14 protein-coding genes and 1 pseudogene are annotated in these 12,796 nt (G+C 71.0%); 9 read left to right on the top strand and 6 right to left on the bottom strand.

Going from position 1 to position 12,796, the window contains the following annotated elements:
• The first annotated feature begins 38 nt into the window (after nt 1-38).
• The gene (locus Q8S40_RS20035) at nt 39-242 is read left to right on the top strand and encodes a hypothetical protein (protein ID WP_304812650.1); all 204 of its coding nucleotides are present in this window, start codon (nt 39-41) and stop codon (nt 240-242) included.
• On the opposite strand, the gene mtnA is transcribed toward Q8S40_RS20035, so the two are convergent.
• From mtnA to Q8S40_RS20020, 3 genes are read right to left on the bottom strand one after another with little or no spacing between them, the layout of a single operon-like run.
• The gene (mtnA, locus tag Q8S40_RS20030) at nt 224-1,312 is read right to left on the bottom strand and encodes an S-methyl-5-thioribose-1-phosphate isomerase (protein WP_305671807.1); all 1,089 of its coding nucleotides are present in this window, start codon (nt 1,310-1,312) and stop codon (nt 224-226) included. The genes Q8S40_RS20035 and mtnA overlap by 19 nt on opposite strands.
• Nucleotides 1,313-1,333: 21 nt before the next feature.
• Nucleotides 1,334-1,828: a UPF0262 family protein gene (locus Q8S40_RS20025; protein ID WP_305671806.1), complete on the bottom strand. Its 495-nt coding sequence runs from the start codon at nt 1,826-1,828 to the stop codon at nt 1,334-1,336.
• The gene (locus tag Q8S40_RS20020; RefSeq protein WP_305671805.1) at nt 1,821-2,261 is read right to left on the bottom strand and encodes a DUF983 domain-containing protein; all 441 of its coding nucleotides are present in this window, start codon (nt 2,259-2,261) and stop codon (nt 1,821-1,823) included. Before Q8S40_RS20020 ends, Q8S40_RS20025 begins: the two co-directional genes overlap by 8 nt.
• Before the next feature lie 205 nt (nt 2,262-2,466).
• Here Q8S40_RS20020 and Q8S40_RS20015 point away from each other — a divergent pair, with 205 nt between their 5' ends.
• A complete protein-coding gene (locus tag Q8S40_RS20015; protein WP_305671804.1) occupies nt 2,467-3,153 on the top strand; it encodes an aspartate/glutamate racemase family protein in 687 nt (228 codons plus the stop codon).
• A 10-nt stretch (nt 3,154-3,163) separates the two neighbouring features.
• Here the strand turns inward: Q8S40_RS20015 and Q8S40_RS20010 are convergent, their stop codons facing one another.
• On the bottom strand, nt 3,164-3,424 hold the full coding sequence (locus tag Q8S40_RS20010) for a hypothetical protein (protein WP_305671803.1): 261 nt from the start codon (nt 3,422-3,424) through the stop codon (nt 3,164-3,166).
• A 74-nt stretch (nt 3,425-3,498) separates the two neighbouring features.
• Nucleotides 3,499-4,638 carry a M20/M25/M40 family metallo-hydrolase gene (locus Q8S40_RS20005; protein WP_305671802.1) on the bottom strand — a complete coding sequence of 380 codons (1,140 nt, stop codon included), beginning with the start codon at nt 4,636-4,638 and terminating at the stop codon, nt 3,499-3,501.
• 170 nt (nt 4,639-4,808) lie between these two features.
• On the opposite strand from Q8S40_RS20005, the gene Q8S40_RS20000 reads away from it, so the two are divergent.
• The 4 genes from Q8S40_RS20000 to Q8S40_RS19985 all read left to right on the top strand — a co-directional run bounded on the left by Q8S40_RS20000 (nt 4,809) and on the right by Q8S40_RS19985 (nt 8,954).
• Nucleotides 4,809-5,846 (top strand): TauD/TfdA family dioxygenase, encoded by a 1,038-nt coding sequence (locus tag Q8S40_RS20000; protein WP_305671801.1) that lies wholly within the window; start codon nt 4,809-4,811, stop codon nt 5,844-5,846.
• A 4-nt stretch (nt 5,847-5,850) separates the two neighbouring features.
• Nucleotides 5,851-6,579, top strand: coding sequence for an aspartate/glutamate racemase family protein (locus Q8S40_RS19995; protein ID WP_305671800.1), 729 nt, complete (start codon nt 5,851-5,853; stop codon nt 6,577-6,579).
• A gap of 75 nt (nt 6,580-6,654) precedes the next feature.
• Nucleotides 6,655-7,485 (top strand): neutral zinc metallopeptidase, encoded by an 831-nt coding sequence (locus Q8S40_RS19990; protein ID WP_304812631.1) that lies wholly within the window; start codon nt 6,655-6,657, stop codon nt 7,483-7,485.
• A gap of 14 nt (nt 7,486-7,499) precedes the next feature.
• Nucleotides 7,500-8,954, top strand: coding sequence for a M81 family metallopeptidase (locus Q8S40_RS19985; RefSeq protein WP_305671799.1), 1,455 nt, complete (start codon nt 7,500-7,502; stop codon nt 8,952-8,954).
• Between the two features lie 19 nt (nt 8,955-8,973).
• On the opposite strand, the gene Q8S40_RS19980 is transcribed toward Q8S40_RS19985, so the two are convergent.
• On the bottom strand, nt 8,974-9,969 hold the full coding sequence (locus Q8S40_RS19980) for a tripartite tricarboxylate transporter substrate binding protein (protein ID WP_305671798.1): 996 nt from the start codon (nt 9,967-9,969) through the stop codon (nt 8,974-8,976).
• A gap of 291 nt (nt 9,970-10,260) precedes the next feature.
• On the opposite strand from Q8S40_RS19980, the gene Q8S40_RS19975 reads away from it, so the two are divergent.
• The 3 genes and pseudogenes from Q8S40_RS19975 to Q8S40_RS19965 all read left to right on the top strand — a co-directional run.
• Nucleotides 10,261-12,024, top strand: coding sequence for a glucan ABC transporter ATP-binding protein/ permease (locus Q8S40_RS19975; protein WP_305671797.1), 1,764 nt, complete (start codon nt 10,261-10,263; stop codon nt 12,022-12,024).
• Between the two features lie 140 nt (nt 12,025-12,164).
• Complete coding sequence (locus tag Q8S40_RS19970; protein WP_305671796.1) at nt 12,165-12,602, top strand: CBS domain-containing protein; 438 nt, start codon at nt 12,165-12,167, stop codon at nt 12,600-12,602.
• 5 nt (nt 12,603-12,607) lie between these two features.
• Nucleotides 12,608-12,796, top strand: a pseudogene (locus Q8S40_RS19965) (ABC transporter substrate-binding protein); the annotation flags it as partial.

Raw genomic sequence — 12,796 nt, 5'->3', positions numbered from 1 at the left:
ATACCTGCAAGTCAGCACTGATAGTCGGAACCCACCCCATGCCCCGTTTCGCGCTTATGCTGGTCGGTCTCGGCCTGGTTGCCATCCTGGCGACCGTTGTCCTCGTGCTGGGTGATGCGACGCTGCCCGGGCGCGTCCCCCTGATGGCGGCAGCCTGGCTGGCCGGCCTTGGTGGCCTGTCGCTCGTTGTCGGCCTGTGGCTGCTGGAGCCGACGGCCCGCGGTCAGCCCTTTTCGGGGTAGAGGGCGCGCAGCCCGGCCTCGGAGGCGTCGCAGCGGCCGCGTTCCGTGATCAGCCCGGTCACCAGCCGGGCCGGGGTCACGTCGAAGGCCGGGTTGGCGGCGGCGCTGCCTTCGGCCGCCACGCGAATCGTCTCGATCCGGCCATCGGCGGTGCGGCCGGTCAGGTCCGTCACCTCGGCGCCACTGCGCTCCTCGATCGGGATCTCGGCGACACCGTCGCCCACGCTCATATCCAGGGTGGAATGCGGCAGGGCGACCCAGAAGGGCACGCCATTGTCGCGTGCCGCCAGCGCCTTCAGATAGGTGCCGATCTTGTTGGCCACGTCGCCGTGCCGGGTGACGCGATCGGTGCCGACGATCACAAGATCCACCTGGCCATGCTGCATCAGATGGCCCCCGGCATTGTCGGCGATGATGGTGTGCGGCACGCCGTGCTTGCCCAGTTCCCACGCGGTCAGCGCCGCGCCCTGGTTGCGCGGGCGGGTCTCATCCACCCAGACATGCACCGGCAGGCCGGCATCATGCGCCATGTAGATCGGCGCCAGCGCGGTGCCCCAATCCACCGTCGCGATCCAGCCGGCATTGCAATGGGTCAACAGATTGACCCGGTCCCGGCCCCGCGCCGCGGCCTCGATCAGTGGCAGGCCGTGTTCGCCGATGCGGCGGCATGTCTCTGCATCATCGTCACAGATCGCCGCGGCCTCGGCATAGGCCGCCGCCACGCGATCCCCGGCCGGCAGGTTGTGCAGGGCGGCGCGCATGCGGGCCAGCGCCCAGCGCAGGTTGATGGCGGTGGGCCGCGTCTCGCCCAGCTCCGCCACCACGCGGTCCAGGTTTTCGGTCGAGGCATCCTGCCGCAGTGCCAGCGCCACGCCATAGGCGGCGACCGCGCCGATCAGCGGCGCGCCGCGCACCTGCATGGACCGGATGGCCTGCGCCACCTGGCCAGGCTCCGTCAGGCGCAGGATGTCCAGCGACCAGGGCAGCCTGGTCTGGTCGAAGATGCGGATGGACCAGCCATCGGAGGGCTCGACCCAGACGCTGCGATAGGGGATTCCGTCGATCTTCATCGGGCGATCTTCATCGGGCTCTCAGATGCGCTGGTGCAGCGCGCAGACCAGGGTGAACAGCCGCCGCGCCGTTTCGAAATTGATCTCGACCTTGCCGGCCAGACGCTCCGTCAACAACTCGGCGCCCTCGTTGTGCAGACCGCGGCGGCCCATGTCGATCGCCTGGATGCGGGCTTCGGAGCCGCCCTCGGCCACAGCCTTCTCATGGCTTTCGACCACCATGTGGTAGTCCTTGATCAGCCGGCGAAACGGGCCGAGCGCCAGCACCAGGGCGTGCAGCGGCGCATCCGCCGCATCGCGGATCTCCAGCATCAGCCGCCCGTCCCGCACCGCAATGCCCAGGCCGAAGGGGCCGGGGCCGAGGCCCGCGGGGCGGAAGCGGTTGCCGGCCAGCAGATCCTCCACCGCCTGGCGGCGATCCGCCTCGGCATAGGGGCTGGGCAGCAGCGCATGGCCGTCCGGCAGGTCGATGCGGACCAGGTCGCGCTCCGGCGCGATGACGAGCCTGTCAGGCATGGTCGGTGCGCTGCGGCCCGGGCGGTGCCTCGGCCGGCAGATCGAAGCCGAGCCGCGCCATCCAGCCCACCGTGCCGCCCTTGATCGGCCGCAGCAGCAGGATGCAGGCGATGGTGAAGGCCGGCAGCCAGACCGCCATGTGCAGCCACATCGGCGGCATCCAGGCCTTCTCCACCCACAGCACGGGCGGAAACAGGACGTGGCCGGCGACGAAGATGGTGATGTAGGGCGGCAGGTCATCGGCCCGCAGCGACCCGAGCGGCGCCTGGCAGACCTCGCAATTGTCGACCACCCGCAGGTAGCCGCGAAAGACCTTGCCCTCGCCGCAGACCGGGCAGCGATTGCGCATGCCGCGGCCGATCACGGTCCAGGCGGAGGCCGTCGGAGGGGTGCTGTCAGCGTCTGCCGAGCGGGTAGGCTCCCAGCGTGTCATGTGGCGTTCCTTCCGGCCTTGTCGCGACCCGGGGAGGAAAGCCCCCGGACCGCGCGGCCGTTGTGCGGTGCAATATGTCGTGTCGGCGGCGCCCGATCAAGCTTTCGCTTGGCCAGGCCTGGCCTTGCGCGCGCCACGGCCCACGCCGATCCTGCCAACGCGCGCCGCGCCGCGGGGGTTCGGGCGGGACGGAGGAGGATATGCGATGGCTGACCGGATCCTGGTGATCAACCCGAACAGCAGCCGAAGCTGTACCCAGGGCATCGACGTGGCGCTCGCCGGCTTCCGCGCCCCCGGCCTGCCGCGGATCGAGGTGACGCAGCTCGATTCGGGTCCGCCCGCCATCGTCACCTGGCGCGACTGGTTCGGCGTGGCGGAGCCGCTGTGCCAGGTGGTCGAACGCGAGGCGGCGGCGGCCTATGTCATTGCCTGCGTGTCCGACCCTGGTGTGGATGCCATCCGCACCGTCACCCGCGCGCCGGTCTTCGGCCCGCTGCGCAGCGCCGTGGCCGCGGCGCTGGCGCGGGCCGATCGCTTCGGCATCATCGCCTTCGGTGACCCATCCCTGCCGCGCCAGCGCCGGTCGCTTCAGGCGATGGGCGTGGAAAGCCGGCTGCTCGGCCATATTCCGCTGAACCTGCCGATGGAGGTACTGACCGACCCGGCCGCGCCGCGCGCCGCCCTGGTCGCCGCCGGGCGGCGGATCGCGGAAATGGGGGCGGAGGCGGTGATCCTGGGCTGCGCCGGCATGGCCTTCCACCGCGCCGCGGTGGAGGAGGCCTGCGGCATCCCGGTGATCGAGCCCTGCCAGGCGGCGGTGGCGCTGGCCCTGCAGGCCGTGGTCGCCGCCCGCCCGGCGCTATCCGCAGCCCAGGCCCAGGCCGCGGAATAGGCTGAGGCGGTCAGCGCGTCGGGCGCGGCTGCGCCCGAAGCTGGCCGGCTTGCCGGGCCTGCCGCTGCGCCTCGGCCTGCGCCGCTTCCCGCCGCAGACGCTGCGTTCGGGTCAGCGGCGTTCCGTCCGCATTGGTGGCGGAGGACAGGTCCTGCCGCATGTTCCAGTTCTGCCCATGCACCGCGCCTGAATTCGGCCCGCTGATCGGCGCGCTCTGCGCCATCGCCAGGCCAGGTGCCGCGGCCAGGGCCAGCACCATGGGGATCATCATCAGAGCTCGCATCGTCCCACCCCTTCTGCTCATGGGGTGGGAAGCTAGCCCATTTTCGTGACGCACCACGAATCTCAAGAAAGCGTCGCCAGCAACCCGGCGAAGAGGCGGGCCCGCGGCACCAGGCTGCCGACCGCGATATGCTCCTGCAGCGTATGCGCCATGGCGCCCGCGACGCCGAGGCCGTCCAGGGTCGGGATGCCCATCGCGCCGGTGAAATTGCCGTCCGAGCCACCGCCGGAGGATTGCGGCGGGATGGCGAAGCCGAGCTTGCCGGCAAGTCCGTTCGCCACCTCATACAGTGCCTTGGTGCCGGCATCGGCCTCCCACACCGGGCGGGTCACGCCGCGGCTCACGGCCAGCGTCACATCCGGTGCGCTGGATTGCAGGGCCAGCATGCGGGCCACCCCGGCATCCAGATCCTCCTGCCGCTTGGCCATGGACAGCACCTCGGCATCGCAATGAGTTGCCACGCAGTTTACCCATTGCCCGCCATGGATCACGCCGGCGGAGAAGGTGCAGTCCTCGCTCGTCATCGCCTCGATCGCCAGCACCTGCCGGCACATCTCCCGGATCGCGGAGCGGCCCTCGCCGAGCGTGATGCCGGCATGGCTTGGGCGGCCGGTGGTGCGCAGGTTGAAGCGGGCGATGGCGTAGCGGCCAGTCACCACCCCGCCATCCGGCCGCGCCGGTTCCGGCACCAGCACATAGCGCGCGCGCCGCGCCTCGGCCTCGATCAGGTCGCGGGTGGAGGGGCTGCCCACCTCCTCATCCGAGGTCAGCAGGAAGGTGACGGGCAGGGGGGTGGCGAGGCCGGCACGCAGCACCTGGCGCATCGCCTCCAGCGCCAGGAAGGTGCCGCCCTTCATGTCGAAGATGCCCGGGCCGTAGCAGGTGCCGCCATCCCGCCGCCAGGGCAGCTTCGCCAGCGTGCCGATGGGGTGCACCGTATCCAGATGCGCCATCACCAGGATGCCGGGTGCGGTCTCGCCCGCCGGGTGCGGAAAGCGGGCGCGGATGCAGTCGCCGAAGCCCATGCGGCCGGGGATGCGTTCCACCCGCGCGCCGGCCAGCGCCAGGTCGCGCCCGGCGAGGTCCATCATGCGGCCGACCGCGGCGGCATCGAAGGTCGGGCTTTCGCATTCCACCCAGGGCCGCAGCCCCTCGAGCATCGCCTCCGCGTCGAAGGGCAGGTTTAGGGTGGAATCGGCCATTTTCGGTCTCCCTCAAAGGGCAAAGCCTGGGGGCAGGGCGGGGCGGAAGGCAAGATGTGGCGGCGCGGCGCAGGGCTGGTAGTGTGGGGGGGATGAGTGACACGCCCCAGGCTTCCCAAAGCTCAAACCCCCCCTCGGGCCCCCCGCGGGTCCCGCCCCGCCCGCGCATCGTGCCGCAGGCCGGCCAGGCCGCCTGGCGGGCTGCCGATCTTCGCACCTCCGACTGGATGATTCCGGTCGGCGCGGAGGATCTGGCGGAGCTGGAACAGGCGCTGACCGCGCTCGGCGGCCGCGCCCCGCAATCGGCCGCGGAAGCGCCGCTGCCGCATCTCGGCGCGGTGCTGCGCGGCGCGGCAACCCGCCTCGATACCGGCCGTGGCTTCGTGCTGCTGCGCGGCCTGACCCTGGAACGGCTAGGCGAGGCGCTGGCGGAGCCGCTGCTGGCCGCGCTTGGCGCGCATCTCGGCCGGCCGCTGCCGGGGCCGGGCGGCGCTGTGCAGCGCCAGGCGAGCGCGGCCGGCGGGGCGCTGCGCTGGCGCTTCCATGCCGATGCGGCGGATATCGTGGCGCTGCTGGTGCTGCGCCAGCCGCCGGATGTGGACCCGGCCATGCTGGTCGCCGCCGCCACCGTGCACAATGAGATGATGAAGCGCGACCGCGCGGCGCTGGAATTGCTGTACCGCCCGATGCCGCACGCCACGCCCACCGGCACCGTGATCGACCTGCCGGTGTTCAGCACCGCTTCCGGCGCCTTTGTCGGCCGCTATGCGCGCGATTCGATCGATGCCGCGCAGCGCGTGCCGGAGACGCCGCGCCTGACCGGGCCGCAGATGCAGGCGCTGGACCTGCTCGACAGCCTCTGCGCGGAGCCTGGCCTGGCGCTGCGGATGGATGTGCGGCCGGGCGACGTGCTGCTGTTCAACCCGCTCCAGGTCTGGAAGCGCCGCGCCGAGAGCCTGGCGGAATCGATGGCGGAGTCGCTGCCGCCGGACCCGGTTCCGCCGACGCCCGAGGCCGCGGGCGGTTCGGAGGTTGCGGCCGTTGCGGAACCGCCGCCCGCCACGCCGCCCCCGCCCGCCACCGGCCCCGCGAAGCGGGAGGCGCTGCGCCTGCTGCTGCTGACCGAATCCTCCCGCGCCCTGCCGGAAGGCCTGCTCGCCCTGGTCGGCGCGCCGGACTCGCCGGACGCCATCATGGTGGGGGGCTGATCCCATGCGGATCCTGGTGGCGAACGCCAACACCACGCAGGCGATCACGCAGGCCTGCGTCACCGCCGCCCGTGCCGCCGCCGCGCCCGGCACCGAAATCATCGGCGCGACGCCGGCCTTCGGCCCCGCGGTGATCTCGACGCGCGCCGAGAACGCCATCGCCGCGCACGCCTTGCTTGCCACCCTGGCGGAACATGCCGGCGCGGTGGAGGCGGTGGTGCTCGCGGTCAGCCACGATACGGCGCTGGATGCGGCGCGGCAGATGATGCCCTGCCCGGTGCTCGGCATGACGGAGGCCGCCTGCCTGACCGCCTGCATGATGGGCGGCAGCTTCGGCGTGCTGACCCTGGGCCAGGCAAGGCCCTATGAGGAGCTGGTTGCGCGGCACGGGCTGACCGCGCGCTGCGCGGAGGTGGTGGGCCTGAAGCTGACGCCGCAGCAGGCGATCGCGGACCCGGATGGGGCGGCGGCGCAGGTGCTGGCGGCGGCGGAGGCGATGGCGGCGCGCTGCGATTCCGTGGTGCTGGGCGGCGCCGCGCTGGCCGGGCTGGCGGCTGGCTTGCAGGCGCGGTCGCCGGTGCCGCTGCTGGATGGCATCGCCTGCGCCGTCACACTGGCGGAGGCGATGGTGCGGATGCGCCTGCCGAAGCCCCGCACCGGCAGCTATGCGGCGCCGCAGGGGCGGGAGGCGATCGGGCTGAGCCCGGCGCTGGCCGCGCTGCTGCGCGGCTGAAGGCCCCGGCGCTGCTGCGCGGCTGAAACTCCTCCCCTGCCGTGACGTTGCTGCTCCGACACGGAGAATGCAGCGATGCGGTTGGGCGGTGGGCGCGAAAGCGGCAATGTCGAGGACCGCCGCGGCAGGCGGGTCGGCGGTGGTGGGATCGCCATCGGGGGCGGGCTGGGCGGCGTGGTGCTGGTGGTGCTGGCGCTGCTGTTCGGCGTCGATCCCAACGTGATCCTCTCTGGCATGGACCCGGCGCCGCAATCCCAGAGCCAGACGCGCCAGGGTGCGCCGGCGCAGGACGAGGGCGCGCGCTTCGTGCGCCGCGTGCTGGCCGAGACCGAGGATGTCTGGACGCCGCTATTCGCCGAGCATGGCCGCCGCTACCAGGCGCCGACGCTGGTGCTGTTCAGCGGTGCCGTGCAATCCGCCTGCGGCGTGGCGCAGGCGACCGTGGGGCCGTTCTACTGCCCGGGCGACAGCCAGGTGTATATCGACCTCGACTTCCTGGCCGATCTGCAGCGCCGGCTGGGTGCGCCCGGCGATTTCGCCGCGGCCTATGTGATCGCGCATGAGGTCGGCCACCATGTGCAGAACCAGCTCGGCCTGCTCGGCCGTGCGCGGCCTGGCGACAATGCCATGCTGGTGCGGGTGGAGTTGCAGGCGGATTGCCTGGCCGGGCTGTGGGCGCGACGCGCCCATGATGCGCGGCAGATCCTGGAGGAAGGCGATATCGAGGAAGGTCTCGCCGCCGCTGCCGCGGTGGGCGATGACCGGCTGCAACGGCGCGGTGGTGGGCAGGTGGTGCCGGAGAGCTTCACCCATGGCACCTCCGCCCAGCGCGTGCGCTGGTTCCGCACCGGGCTGCAGAACGGCACGCTGGAATCCTGCGACACCTTTGGGGCGCGCCAGCTTTGATCTAGGCTGCGTTCATGCCGAACATCGCCGTCGCCCGCCTCTGGTTCGAGGGTAACTCCTTCTCCCCCACCCCCACCGAGGCGGACGCATTGCGATCCCGCGAATGGGTCTGCGGGCCCGAGGCGGTGGCGCGCTATGCCGGCACCGGGACGGAGCTGGGCGGGCTGGGCCGCTTCCTTGAAGCCCGGCCCGGTTGGCGGGCCACGGTCTTGCGCTGCGCCTCCGCCCAGCCCGGCGGGCCGCTGACCCGCGCGGCCTTCGAGGGCTGGCTCGACGAAGTGCTGGCGGGGCTGCGCGCAGGTACGCCATGGGATGGTGTGTATCTGTCCCTGCACGGCGCCTGCGTGGCGCAGGATGAGCCGGCGGCGGATCTGCACATCATCCGGCAGGTGCGCGGCGTGATCGGCGCGACGCCGCTGACGGCGAGCTTCGATTTCCACGGCAACATGGCGCCCGAACTCGCCACGCTGCTGGACGGCGCCAGCGTCTATCGCACCTATCCGCATCTCGACATGGATGCGACGGCGCTGCGGGCGCTGGCCTTGCTGGAGCGGCGCATGGCCGGTGAACGCCTGTATGGCGCGATCGCCAAGCTGCCGCGCGTGCTGCATTCCTTCCACATGCGTTCCGAGGCAGGGCCGATGGCCGAGGTGTGGGCGGAGGCGGCGGCACTGGAGGATGATGCCGTGCTGGAAGCCGCACCGTTTGGCGGCTTCTCCTGGGGTGATACGCCCTTTGCCGGGCCTTCGGGCATGGCCTGGGCGACGACGGCGGAGGCCGCCACACGTGCCGCGCAGGCCGTGATCGGCGCCATCGAAAGCCGCCTGCCGCGCTTCGCCATCACGCTGCCGGGGCCGCGGGAAGCGCTTGCCACCGCGCTCGCCGCGCCGGCGGGGCTCGTGGCGCTGCTCGACCCGGCCGACAATCCGCTCTCGGGCGGCGTCGCCGACAGCCCCGGCCTGCTGCGCGCGCTGGTCGAGGCCGCACCCGGCGTGCCGACCGTCTTCGCCTTCCTGCACGACCCGGAGAGCGTGGCGAAGGCCAAGGCGGCGGGGCAGGGGGCGGCAGCGGGTTTCTCGCTCGGCGGCCGCACCACGGCGGATTTCGGCCAGCCGGTTGCTGTCACCGCGACGGTGGAGCGGCTGACGGAGGGGCTGTTCACCAATGAAGGCCCGATGGAGCGCGGCGCGCCGGTGGATCTCGGCGCCACCGCCGTGCTGCGAGTGGGCGACTGGCTCCGCATCATCGTCACCAGCCGGAAGGAGGCGGCGGTGGACCCCGCCTTTTTCGCACTGCACGGCATCGACCTGACGGCGACGCGCCTGCTGGCGAACAAGGCGAAGAACCATTTCCGCGCCGCCTTCGCCGGGCGCTGCGCCGCCATCGTGGAATGTGACTGCGCCGGCCCGGCGGCGCTGGACCTGGCGGCGCTACCCTTCCGCCACGTCCCGGCCGCCTGGCGCGGTTGAGGCGGAAGGGGAGGCTGCGTCAGTCCAGCCGCGCCCCGGCCAGGCGCACAACCTCCCGCCACTTGGTGTTTTCGGCCTGGATGAAGGCGGCGAATTCATCGGGGCCGAGCGGGTGGGGCTCGGCGCCAATGCTGCGCTGGCGGGCGACCACCTCCGGATTGCGGGAGATTTCGGCGATCGCGGCGGCGTAGCGCAGCAGGATCGGGCGCGGCATCCGCGCCGGGGCCTGCACGCCGAACCAGGCCACCGCCTCGAAATCCGCAATGCCGGATTCCTGCACCGTCGGCACCTCGGGCAGCGCGAACCAGCGATCCTTGCTGGTCACGGCCAGGATCTTCATGCGGCCTTCCTGGGCATGCGGCAGGTAGGCCGGCAGGTTGTCCACCGCGACATCGATGTTGCCCGCGATCAGGTCCGGCACCACGCCGCCGGTGCCGCGGTAGGGCACATGGGTCATGTCGATCCCGGCGCGCACCTTCAGGTATTCGCCGGACAGGTGGCCCGAGGTGCCGTTGCCGGGCGTGCCGTAGTTCAGCTTGCCCGGGTTCGCCTTCGCATAGGCCAGGAACTCCGCGAAGTTCTGCACCGGCAGGTTCGCGTTCACCATGATGCCATTGGCCACCAGGTTGACCAGCGCCACGGCTGCCAGGTCCTCCTGCCGGAAGGGCATGCGGCTATAGAGGAACTGGTTGATGCTGGCGGTGCCGATCGTGCACATCAGCAACGTGTGCCCATCGGGCTCCGCTTTCGCCACCATATCCGCGCCGAGATTGCCGCCGGCGCCCGGGCGGTTGTCCACCACCACGGCCTGGCCCAGCATCGGCGTCAGCCGTTCCGCCAGCAGCCGCGCGGTCAGGTCCGTGGCGCCGCCGCCCTGGAAGGGCACCACGATCCGCACCGGGCGGGAAGGCGCCCAGGCGGCCTGGCCCTGGGTCCGGCCGGATTGGGCGTGGGCCATGCCGATGAAGGGCAGGGCGAGGGCGGCGCCAAGGGCGGCGCGGCGGCTGAGGGTCATGCGATGGATTTCTCCCTATGGCGCGCCTCACCTATTCGCCGTGGCCGGTGCGCACAAGACCTGCCCGGCACACGGAATGGCCAGCCACCGGCCGGGTGACGCCGGTCCCGGGATCCGGCCCGATCCGGCCGGGGAAACTTATTCCCCGCGCTGTCGCTACCATCCCTGTTCCCAGCCGGCATGCACCACAACTTGCAAGCCGGCCGCTTTTTCGCGACTTCTGCGCAGCCGCCCCCGCGGCGGACGGCCCCGAGTCGCGCCTGGAGATGGGGGAGGGAGGGGTCCCGACATATGCGCTTCCTGCGTCTCTATCTGCGGGTGCTCCAGCTTCTCGGGCCGGATCGCTGGATTGCCTATGGCCTTGGCTTTGCCGCCCTGGCGCTGGCCGGGCTGCAATTCCTGGAGCCGGTGCTGTTCGGCCGTGTGATCGACCTGCTGTCGCGTTCCGACCGCATGAGCAGCGCCAGCCTGTGGACGGAGGCGCTGGCCCTGCTGGTGCTGTGGGCCGCGGTCGGGCTGTCCGCGATCGGCGCCAATGTCGCCGTCGCGCTGCTGTCCGACCGCATGGCGCATCGCAACCGGCTGACCATCATGGCGCGGTATTTCGAGCATGTGCTGTCGCTGCCCGTATCCTTCCACGGCGATACGCAATCCGGCCGGCTGATGAAGGTGATGCTGGTGGGTGCGGACAGCCTGTTCGCCCTTTGGCTGTCCTTCTTCCGCGAACACCTCACCACCTTCATCGCCGCCATCTTTCTGCTGCCGCTGACGCTGATCATGAACTGGCGGCTCGGCCTGCTGCTGATCGGGCTGGTCGTGCTGTTCGCGCTGGTCTCCGCCTGGGTGATCCGCAAGACGGAGGAAGCGCAGGGGCACGTCGAGACGCTGCAAAGCCGGCTGGCGGGCAATGCGCAGGATGCGCTGTCCAATGTGGTGGTGGTGCAGTCCTTCTCCCGCCTCGCATCCGAGGCGCGGATGTTCGGCGAGATCGTGCGCCAGGTGATGGACCACCAGTTCCCGGTGCTGAACTGGTGGGCAGTCGTCTCCGTGCTGACGCGCGCGGCATCGACCATCACCGTCATCGCCATCTTCGTGCTCGGCACCATCCTGCATGTGCGGGGCGAGGCCAGCGTGGGGGAGATCGTGTCCTTCATGGGCTTCGCCACGCTGCTGATCGGGCGGCTGGAGGGCGCGGTGGGCTTCGTCTCCCGCATGGTGTTCTGGATGCCGTCGCTGGAGGAATTCTTCGCGGTGCTTGATGCGAAGTCCACGGTGCCCGAGAAGCCCACCGCGCTGAACCTGCAGCGGGCCGAGGGGGCCGTGCGGTTCGAGAATGTCAGCTTCGCCTATCCCGGCGGACCGGCGATCCTGCGGGATGTGGACATGGATGCGCCGCCCGGCCGGACCATCGCATTGGTCGGCCAGACGGGGGCGGGCAAATCCACGGCCATGGCGCTGCTGCAACGGCTGTGGGACCCTTCGGAGGGGCGCATCACGCTGGATGGCCATGACCTGCGCGACCTGACGCTGGACAGCCTGCGCCGCAACATCGGCGTGGTGTTCCAGGAAAGCATGCTGTTCAACCGCACCATCCGCGCCAACCTGCTGATCGGCCGCCCCGATGCGACGCAGGAGGATCTGGAACGCTGCTGCCGCATGGCGGAGGCGCATGATTTCATCGCGGCCAAGGCGCAGGGCTACGACACGATGATCGGCGAGCGCGGCACCTCGCTTTCCGGCGGCCAGCGCCAGCGCCTGGCGATCGCGCGCGCGCTGCTGAAGGATCCGCCGGTGCTGATCCTGGACGAGGCGACCAGCGCGCTGGATGCGGCGACGGAAGCCCGCGTGCAGCGCGCGCTGCGTGCGCTGATGGCCAACCGTACCACCTTCGTCATCGCCCACCGCCTGTCCACCGTGCGCGATGCGGAGGAGATCCTGGTCTTCGAACAAGGTCGCGTGATGGAACGCGGCAGCTTCGCCGATCTGGTGGCGCAGGACGGGCGGTTCGCGGAACTGGTCAGGACGCAGTTGACCGGGGAAAGCGCGCCCGCCTGAATTGTCGCGCTGCACAATGGCCGCGTGCAGCACACCCCCGGCTGCACGCAATGCTTGCCGCGAAGCTGTCCTCCCTGTCACGATCCCCGCATCGGAAGGACGGCCCCGGCCGCGCCCTTCGCAACGGGAGGATAACAACCATGACCATCGCCATCATCCTGAAGCGCAAGGGGGCGGAGGTGATCTCGGTCTCGGCGCAGGATACGGTCGGCCAGGTCGCGCAGATTCTCGCGCAGCATCGCATCGGTGCCGCACTGGTGCGCGATGGCGGCCAGGATGTGCTGGGCATCGTCAGCGAACGCGACATCGTCCGCGCCATTGGCGCGCATGGGGCGGAATGTGTGACGATGCCGGCCGCACATTTGATGACCCGCGCGCTGCACACCGTGACCCCACAGACCCGAATCGCGGAGGCGCTGTCGCTGATGACGGATCGCCGCGTGCGCCACTTGCCGGTGATGGAGGAGGATGGCAGCCTCGCTGGCATGGTTTCGATCGGCGATCTCGTGAAGGCGCGGATCGAGGAAGCGGTGCATGAGGCCGAGGAACTGCGGCACTACGTCGAAAGCGCGGGGTGACACGAATGCGGCTCGGGGTTCTGACGACCATCTTCGCGGCGGCCAGCACGGTCGCGCTGGCCCAGAACCTGACGGTGGCGACGGGCGCGCCACCCACCTCCGTCGATCCGCACTTCTACAATGCGGCGCCGAACTTCGCGCTTTCGATGCACATCTTCGACCGGCTGGTGGAACGTGATGCGGAGGTGAAGACC

Origin of the sequence: Falsiroseomonas sp., from assembly GCF_030695085.1 — a bacterium.
GTDB lineage: Bacteria > Pseudomonadota > Alphaproteobacteria > Acetobacterales > Acetobacteraceae > Falsiroseomonas.
Note: the sequence above shows the minus strand (reverse complement) of the source record. Positions and strands in the feature narration are given on the sequence as shown.

What these genes read in the sequence shown, in the direction of transcription:
- Q8S40_RS20035 (WP_304812650.1), top strand. Translation starts at nt 39, where the DNA reads ATGCCCCGTTTCGCGCTTATGCTGGTCGGTCTCGGCCTGGTTGCCATC.
- mtnA (WP_305671807.1), bottom strand. Translation starts at nt 1,312, where the DNA reads ATGAAGATCGACGGAATCCCCTATCGCAGCGTCTGGGTCGAGCCCTCC.
- Q8S40_RS20025 (WP_305671806.1), bottom strand. Translation starts at nt 1,828, where the DNA reads ATGCCTGACAGGCTCGTCATCGCGCCGGAGCGCGACCTGGTCCGCATC.
- Q8S40_RS20020 (WP_305671805.1), bottom strand. Translation starts at nt 2,261, where the DNA reads ATGACACGCTGGGAGCCTACCCGCTCGGCAGACGCTGACAGCACCCCT.
- Q8S40_RS20015 (WP_305671804.1), top strand. Translation starts at nt 2,467, where the DNA reads ATGGCTGACCGGATCCTGGTGATCAACCCGAACAGCAGCCGAAGCTGT.
- Q8S40_RS20010 (WP_305671803.1), bottom strand. Translation starts at nt 3,424, where the DNA reads ATGATGATCCCCATGGTGCTGGCCCTGGCCGCGGCACCTGGCCTGGCG.
- Q8S40_RS20005 (WP_305671802.1), bottom strand. Translation starts at nt 4,638, where the DNA reads ATGGCCGATTCCACCCTAAACCTGCCCTTCGACGCGGAGGCGATGCTC.
- Q8S40_RS19995 (WP_305671800.1), top strand. Translation starts at nt 5,851, where the DNA reads ATGCGGATCCTGGTGGCGAACGCCAACACCACGCAGGCGATCACGCAG.
- Q8S40_RS19990 (WP_304812631.1), top strand. Translation starts at nt 6,655, where the DNA reads ATGCGGTTGGGCGGTGGGCGCGAAAGCGGCAATGTCGAGGACCGCCGC.
- Q8S40_RS19985 (WP_305671799.1), top strand. Translation starts at nt 7,500, where the DNA reads ATGCCGAACATCGCCGTCGCCCGCCTCTGGTTCGAGGGTAACTCCTTC.
- Q8S40_RS19980 (WP_305671798.1), bottom strand. Translation starts at nt 9,969, where the DNA reads ATGACCCTCAGCCGCCGCGCCGCCCTTGGCGCCGCCCTCGCCCTGCCC.
- Q8S40_RS19975 (WP_305671797.1), top strand. Translation starts at nt 10,261, where the DNA reads ATGCGCTTCCTGCGTCTCTATCTGCGGGTGCTCCAGCTTCTCGGGCCG.
- Q8S40_RS19970 (WP_305671796.1), top strand. Translation starts at nt 12,165, where the DNA reads ATGACCATCGCCATCATCCTGAAGCGCAAGGGGGCGGAGGTGATCTCG.